The sequence below is a fragment of the Mycobacterium sp. genome (genome assembly GCF_050701515.1).
GTDB lineage: Bacteria > Actinomycetota > Actinomycetes > Mycobacteriales > Mycobacteriaceae > Mycobacterium.
Map to the genome: position 1 here is coordinate 1 of NZ_JBOGDB010000234.1, position 7,135 is coordinate 7,135.

General features: G+C 69.7%; 6 protein-coding genes and 2 pseudogenes. All 8 read left to right on the plus strand.

Annotation, left to right across the window (positions count from 1 at the left end; translation table 11 throughout):
* Nucleotides 1-206 (plus strand): annotated as a pseudogene (locus ACRDU5_RS18180) (PPE domain-containing protein); the annotation flags it as partial.
* A gap of 87 nt (nucleotides 207-293) precedes the next feature.
* Entirely contained in the window at nucleotides 294-602 is a 309-nt protein-coding gene (locus ACRDU5_RS18185; RefSeq protein WP_526616100.1) for a WXG100 family type VII secretion target, read from the plus strand.
* Nucleotides 603-617: 15 nt separating this feature from the next.
* Nucleotides 618-902: a WXG100 family type VII secretion target gene (locus ACRDU5_RS18190; RefSeq protein WP_526616101.1), complete on the plus strand. Its 285-nt coding sequence runs from the start codon at nucleotides 618-620 to the stop codon at nucleotides 900-902.
* 81 nt (nucleotides 903-983) lie between these two features.
* A complete protein-coding gene (locus tag ACRDU5_RS18195) occupies nucleotides 984-1,865 on the plus strand; it encodes an ESX secretion-associated protein EspG (RefSeq protein ID WP_526616102.1) in 882 nt (293 codons plus the stop codon).
* 113 nt (nucleotides 1,866-1,978) lie between these two features.
* Nucleotides 1,979-3,463, plus strand: a complete 1,485-nt coding sequence (gene eccB / locus ACRDU5_RS18200) for a type VII secretion protein EccB (protein ID WP_526616103.1) — start codon at nucleotides 1,979-1,981, stop codon at nucleotides 3,461-3,463.
* 68 nt (nucleotides 3,464-3,531) lie between these two features.
* Nucleotides 3,532-5,031, plus strand: coding sequence for a MinD/ParA family ATP-binding protein (locus tag ACRDU5_RS18205; protein WP_526616104.1), 1,500 nt, complete (start codon nucleotides 3,532-3,534; stop codon nucleotides 5,029-5,031).
* A complete protein-coding gene (eccD, locus tag ACRDU5_RS18210; protein WP_526616106.1) occupies nucleotides 5,028-6,548 on the plus strand; it encodes a type VII secretion integral membrane protein EccD in 1,521 nt (506 codons plus the stop codon). The genes ACRDU5_RS18205 and eccD overlap by 4 nt, the downstream gene beginning before the upstream one ends.
* A pseudogene (locus tag ACRDU5_RS18215) lies at nucleotides 6,548-7,135 on the plus strand (type VII secretion-associated serine protease); the annotation flags it as partial. The gene eccD and the pseudogene ACRDU5_RS18215, both read left to right, overlap by 1 nt.

A 7,135-nucleotide genomic window follows, 5' to 3' on the forward strand; every position in this document is an offset into this window, starting at 1 on the left:
CACCGAAGCTGCCTGCCGGCTGGGCACCCGGTGCCGCCGCGGCACCGGAAGTCGCGACCTCGGCGCAGCCCGTCGCGGCCGGCGGCGGCACCGGCGGCTTGTACGGGGCGCCGATGATGGCGCGTGACGAACGTTCGAAGGACGACGCCGCGGAGGGCAGGACCGTTCAGTTGACGGTCGGGCCTCGCACCGGGAGGGGGGAGTAGGGCAAAAATTCGTGCACTGACCACCCGCACGGGCGGAATACACTTTTCAATGGACGAAGCAAACTATTCACCTAAAGGAGAGACTCCATGGCTTTGAAGGTTGGGCCTGATGAGCTGCGCGCCGCAGCACACAATCTCGAGCAGTTGCGGGACCAGGCAAACGCCACACTGCAGAACTACCTGACCGCGTCGCACGACGTGCATGCGCCCGGGGCGTGGAGCGGTCAGGCCGCCGCCGCCAACGTCGCCACGGCGGAGGACATCCACGCGGCCCAGAACAAGATCACCACCCAGTGGGGCGAGCTGATCCAGACCCTGATGGCGGCCGCGGACAGCTACCAACAGCAAGAAGAGGCGTCGCAGGCCAGCATTGCGTCCGTCTCGCAGAGCATGTGACCGGAAGGATTGACGATGTTTGAATACAGCCCCGCGGCGCTGCCCGACTACGTGTCGACGGTTCAGCACTCCAGCGCCCAACTCGAGAATGTGCGCGGCGACGCCCAGAACATCCTGGCCGGCATTCGCGAGTTCTTCGACTCCCAAGGTGCCACCGCTTTCGAGCAGGCGCAGATGACCATCAACTCGGGCATCGACCACGGCAAGGAAGTGATCCTGCGGCATTCCGCGGTGGTCGACACGGCCCACCAGGACATGATCGGAACGGACCACGCCGCGGCCCAATCGTTCGGGATCTAGGCCGACAGATCGCGTAGGCAGGGGAGGCCGACCGACGTGTTGGCCTCCCCTGATAGGTGTAGTGGGCGAAAGAGGGTAGAGATGGCGGACCTGACGACCACACCGTCCGGAATCTGGGTGCTGCAAGCACTTCTCGGCGTCGAGACAATGCCGACCACGCTGCGGCTTCGGCCGTTCGTGCCGTCCGTGGACGGCGACGGCACCGTGGCGACGACGCTCGGCCAGGTGCCGTTGACGCAGACCGCTGAATACGGGTCGCTGGCGGCGGCCGGAGTCATCGACGACGGCGGCCGCGTCGACGAAGCGGTTCGAGACTGGATGACCGTGATCGGCCGGCCGCAACGGGAAGTCGTGGTGGTCATCCGGCGACCCAAGCCGATCGACGGCAGCGAGCCCGCGGGTGACGATGCGCCCGCGCTCGTGGAGGAGCGCACCATGTCGATCTGCCAACGCGAGCGCTGGCTGGCGATGATCGCCCGCAGCGGCGACGAGGTGGTGCTGGCGCCGCTCGGCGAGGCCGCACCGGCCGATGCCCAGGTCGATCTGATCTGTGACACCGTGCTGCACGCGTTCTCCGACGGCGCGCCGGCCGCAATGGCGGGGGTTAACGTGCCCAGCGACGCGCTCGAAGCCGCGCTCACCGCGAGCGCCGGTGAGGAGCGCCCCGTCGTCGCGGCGGCGTTGGCCCGGCTTGGCCTCGAGCCCGATCAGGTCGCGGTGCTCTCCGCCGCGATCCGAATGGACGAGTCGGCGATGGCGGTGGTCGCGGTGATCGACCACGGGATCAAGCAGCGGGTGCACCCCAACGTGCTATCGGTCATCGACACCGACCTCGGCCGCATCACGATCAGCTACAACACCGGGCCGGACCGGACGAAGTGGACGAGTATCTGGCCGACCGCTCCGGACGCGCTGCGGCAGGATTTGGCTAACTTGCTCAACGCGGCGAAGGCAACGGTCTAAACGTCGCGCACCGGACCATCCAGCAAACTTCAACAATCGCACCAATGACGCCACCTTTCGCTCCCCGAATTTGCACCTCGACGGCATCGGACCCGCAAGTAAGGTATTGAGACATGGCTCTGAATCTGGCCAGCGGACTCCAGGTGTCGGCGCACTTTTTCTGGCAGCGGCGAAATGCCGCCGCGCTGTCGCACCACGGGGTGCGGATGGAGTTCGATCCCGTGCAGCGCCAGCGCGCTTCGCTGATTCTCGGCTTCGTCTTCGCGATCCTCGCGGCCGCGTTGATGTTCGTGCTGTCCTGGTTCAAGCCCGCCGGCCATGTCGGCGCCTCGACAATTCTGGCCGACCGGGACACCGGTGCAATTTATGCGCTCGTCGATGGCCGGCTGCATCCCGCGCTGAACCTCGTCAGCGCGCGGCTGATCGCCGGGCAGGCGAACAATCCGACCTTCGTCAAGACCAACGAACTCGCGAAATATCCGCAGGGGCCGGCCGTCGGCATCGCCGGGGCACCCGCGACGATGCCGCTGCGCACCGGCGACAGCTCGCAGTGGGCGGTGTGCGACACCGCCCCCGACAACCCGAACGCCGCGCCGCTGGTGACCGCGATCGGCGGGCCGCTCACCGTCGGACAGCGCAGCCAGCCGCTCGATCCGCCGAACGCGGTGCTTGCGGTGCACGACGGGAAGACGTACGTCATCTGGAACGGGCAACGGTCGATGATCGACCTGTCCAACAAGGCGGTGGCGCTGGCGCTGGGTGTCGACTCGGGTGCGCAATCACCGGTGAAGATCTCCACACCGCTTTTCGATGCGCTGCCGGCCACCGAACCGTTGACCACCCCGGTGATTCCCGGCGCGGGTAGCCCGTCGCAGTTCGACGTCGCGCCGGGTGCGGTTGTCGGATCGGTGCTGTCGGTGCGCGATCTGCAGACCGATGCCGACGACTTCTACGTGCTGCTGCGCAACGGGGTGCAGCGCATCTCGCCGTTCGTCGCGTCGCTGTTGCGCTCGACCAACTCCTTCGGCGACGAACTGCCGGTAGTGGTGGCGCCCGACCGGCTGGCCAGTGTGCCGGTAGTAGGGAGCCTGCCGGTGGACTTCTATCCGACCACGCGACTCGCTCTTGTCGACACGGTGGCCAACCCGGTGACCTGCTTGAGTTGGTCCAAGGGCTCGACCGACCGGTCCGCGGTCACCACCGTGCTTTCCGGCAAGGGCCTGCCCATTCCGATCGGCTCGGAAAACCGGTTGCTGCGGCTGGTCAAGAATGACCGGAGCCCCGCCAGCGTCGAGGCCGACCAGGTATACATGGCGCCGGGGGCGACCAACCTGGTGATGACCACCGGCGCCGCTCCGGAATCCACCAGCCGGGAGTCGATGTGGTGGATCAGTGACCAAGGCGTGCGCTACGGGATCTCGCTCGACGACGAAACGCTGCGGGGGCTTGGTATTTCGCCGACAATGGCACGCCAGGCGCCGTGGCCGCTGATCCGGGTTTTCGCCCACGGGCCGGCGCTCAGCCGCACCGATGCGCTGACCCAGCACGACACCCTGGCCGGGCCGGCCGAAGCCGCCTCACTCGGCCGACCGCAGTAACGGGCTCGACATTCACCGGAGGAGACGATGGACACCCAGTCAGAGCGGCCACGGACAGGATTGACGCCGTGACCGAGCGCGATGACTTTCTGCGGGAACACCTTGGACCGCCGACCGACTCGGACGACGAGCCGGGGCCCCGCGCACCCGAAGCCCCCACGCCCGCGCCACCACCCGCGGGGCAGGACGACACGCCTTCCCGCACGGCGCTCGACGACGCGCAACGCCGGATCGGTCCGAGCGACGCACCGCGGCCGACGGGTCCCGACACCGCTGTGCGCCGCCCGGCAGAGGACGCCGGCCACCGCGCACCCGACGAACCGGGCCGGCCGGCCGGCCCGGACGATCACGGCCGGCGCGAGCCGAGGCCGCCCGAAGGTGGCCGCACCGACAACTTCTACGTGCCGCCGAGGCGTCCGGATTCCAGGACCGGCCCCGCGCGGGAACCCACACCAGCCGAATCCACCCGCGTGATGCCCTCGGCGGGCGGGCGGGCGGGCCGGCAACCTGAGCCGCCGCGTGAGCGATCCCCGCGTCCGCCCGGCCAATCGTGGTCGCCAGCACCGTCATCGGCACCGAACTGGGCCGACGCACCGGCCGCGGCACCACCGGCGACCGGGTGGTCCTACGTCGACAGCATCCGCACCAGCGAGCTGGTGCCCACCCGCAAGGTGCCTCCGGGCAAGGGTTGGCGCCGCATCATCTACAAGGGCACCCTCGGCCTGGTCAATCTCGGACCCTCGCCCGACGAAATGCGGCTGGCGGACCTGGAGGTCAAGATCCGCTCGCTGCTGCGCGGCCACTACAAGATCGGTGTGTTCGGCAAGGGTGGCGTCGGCAAGACCACGGCCGCGGCATGCGTCGGCTCGGTCTTCGCCGAGCTGCGCCAGGATGACCGGGTGGTGGCCATCGACGCCGACACCGCGTTCGGCAAGCTCGGCAGCCGCATCGACCCGAACGCCGCCGGCTCGTACTGGGAGCTCGCCGCCGACGAACACCTCGACACGTTCGCCGACGTCCGTAGCCGGGTCGGCAACAACGCCGCGGGTCTGTTCGTGCTGGCCGGCGAGTCCAGCACCGCCCGACGACGGGTACTCGACCCCGCCATTTACCGTGAGGCGACCTCGCGGTTGGACCGGCATTTCACGATCTCGATCGTGGACTGCGGCTCGACGCTGGACTCCGCGATCGCACAGGAGGTGCTTCGCGATCTCGATGCCCTGATCGTGGTCTCCTCGCCGTGGGTGGACGGCGCCTCGGCGGCCGGCCAGGTGATGGAGTGGTTGGCCAACCGGGGATACACCGGTCTGCTGCATCGCACCGTGGTGGTACTGAACGACTCCGACGGCCACGCCGACAAGCGCACCCGCTCGATTTTGGTGCAGCAGTTCGCCAGTCGCGGCCAGGTCGTGGTCGAGGTGCCGTTCGACTCGCATCTGCGACCCGGCGGTGTGATCGACCTGGCGTCGGAGATGTCACCACTGACGCGGCGGCGGTTCATCGAGATCACCGCGGCGATCGCCGAGCACTTCGCGTCCACCACCGACGGACCCCGGGACCGCCGGTGACGACCGTCCGCGAACCCGCGCCGAGCCCGGCCGGCCAGACCGCGACCCCGGTCGCGGTACCTCCGTCGTGCCGGGTGTCGATCCTGGCCGGGGACTCGCATCAGATCGACCTCGTGCTGCCGTCGGCCGCGCCGCTGAGCACCCTGCTCGACCCGACCGTTGTCGCGCTCAACAAGGTGTTGCGTGGGCGCGGCGCCGCCGAACTACCACCCGCCGCCTATGAATTCGCGCGCGCGGCCGGCATGTCGGCGCTCGAATCTGATGTGTCGCTTGCCGGTCACAACATCGTCGACGGCGAAGTTCTGGTGCTGGTCCCGGCGGGCACCGGCGAGCGGTACGGGCCGGTGGTGGAGAACGTCTCGACGGCGTTGGCGCAGTTTGCGTCCGAGCATTTCGTCCGGGTCTCGGCGCAGACCGCGGTGGCGGTGGCGGCGGTGATCATCGGCGGTGCGCTCGGGGTGGCCGCCCTGCTACTGTGGCGGCTGCGCTGGGCACAGGAAAGCGTGCTGCTGGTGCCGGTCTTGTTCGCCGTGACGGCGGTCTGCCTGGTCGGCACCGCTGCGGTCGGCGCACGGCTCCGCGCGGGGCGCGTCGTCACCGACGGTGCGGCGTGGGCGGCGTTGGCCGCCGCGGGTCTGGCCGCCGTGACGGTGCCGCCCGGCGAACACCCGGGGGCGCCGCACGCGTTCCTCGCCGCGATCGCCTTGTTGGCCGGCACCTGGCTGCTGGTGCGGTTCACCGGACGGTACTGGTCGGCGGCCGCCGCGATAATCACCGCCGGTTTCGGCGCGGCCGCCGTCGCATTGGTGCGGATGTACTGGGACGTGCCCGGGCCGCGGATCGCGGTGGCGGTGTTGATTGCCGTTCTGGTGGCCCTCGCCGCGGCGCCCGCGGTGGCGCTCCGGCTGGCGAAGGTGTCGCGCCAGACGTTTGGCTCCATCACCGGCCGCGACATCTTCGCCCGCGCGCCCGGCCAACCCGAAGACACCATTTCGCCCGTCGAGGAAGGGCCGCCGTCGGACGTCACCCTTACCGGCGAAGACGTCGCCGCCGCCGCGCGCAAGTCCAACACCGTGCTGACCGGTGTGCTGCTGGGCGTGGCGGCGGTTACGGTGCCCGCCGCTTGGGTTGCGGTGTCACCCGACGGCGAGCGGGAGTGGGCGCAGTTGGTTGTGCTGGCCGTGGTCGCGGCGATCTTTATCCTGCGCGCCAGGGCATTTCGCGATCGCCGGCACGCCATCATCCTGGTCGGGACGGCGGTCACCGCGCTGATCGGCGCCGCCGCCAAGTACGGGCTGCACGCACCGGCGACCGACACCTCCGCCACGCTGCTGGCCGCCGGCGTCGCCCTCGGCATCGCCGCGCTTGGCCTGGTTGCCGCGACCGTGGTGCCGCCGCGGATCTTCTCGCCGCCGGTGCGCAAGGTCGTCGAGTACACCGAGTACCTGTTGTTGGCCTTGGTGGTTCCGTTCGCCGCGTGGGCGATCGGCCTCCTGCAATACATCCGCTATCACTGATGGGTCGGCTAACCCGCGTGGCGCGGACCTCTTCTGCGGCGGCGGCGGCCGCACTGCTGCTCGGCGCCAACATGCTGATGCCGGCGGCCGCGGGCGCCATCGAACCGCCCGGCGTCGATCCGGCCGCGCTGCCGCCCGACGACACACCCGGTCCCGAACAGGAGATGAAGCAGGAGAACACCTGCGCCGCGCCGGTGACCGTGGCCACCCCTGACGTCACGCAGCCCGCGCCGGGCAATGGCATGCTCGACATCAGTCGGGCCTGGAAGCACTCGACCGGGGCGGGGGTGACCGTCGGGCTCATCGACACCGGCGTCACCCCGAACCCTCGATTTCCGGCGCTGTTCGCCGGCGGCGACTACGTGATGGGCGACGAGAACGGCGGCCTGTTCGACTGCGACTCGCACGGCACCGTGGTCGCCTCGATCATCGCTGCCCAACCATCCGACCCGGCCGCCACGCCGCCGCCGATGCCACCCGGCATTAATGCCCCGCCGCCCCCGCCGGGTGTCCCGGCATCGCCGTACCCGACCACCCCGCCCCCGCCGCCGCCGAAGCCGACGACGGTCACGGTGACGGCCCCGCCG

Excerpts from the sequence above, each read along its gene's own strand:
- ACRDU5_RS18195 (WP_526616102.1), top strand. The coding sequence starts at position 984 with ATGGCGGACCTGACGACCACACCGTCCGGAATCTGGGTGCTGCAAGCA.
- ACRDU5_RS18190 (WP_526616101.1), top strand. The coding sequence starts at position 618 with ATGTTTGAATACAGCCCCGCGGCGCTGCCCGACTACGTGTCGACGGTT.
- eccB (WP_526616103.1), top strand. The coding sequence starts at position 1,979 with ATGGCTCTGAATCTGGCCAGCGGACTCCAGGTGTCGGCGCACTTTTTC.
- ACRDU5_RS18185 (WP_526616100.1), top strand. The coding sequence starts at position 294 with ATGGCTTTGAAGGTTGGGCCTGATGAGCTGCGCGCCGCAGCACACAAT.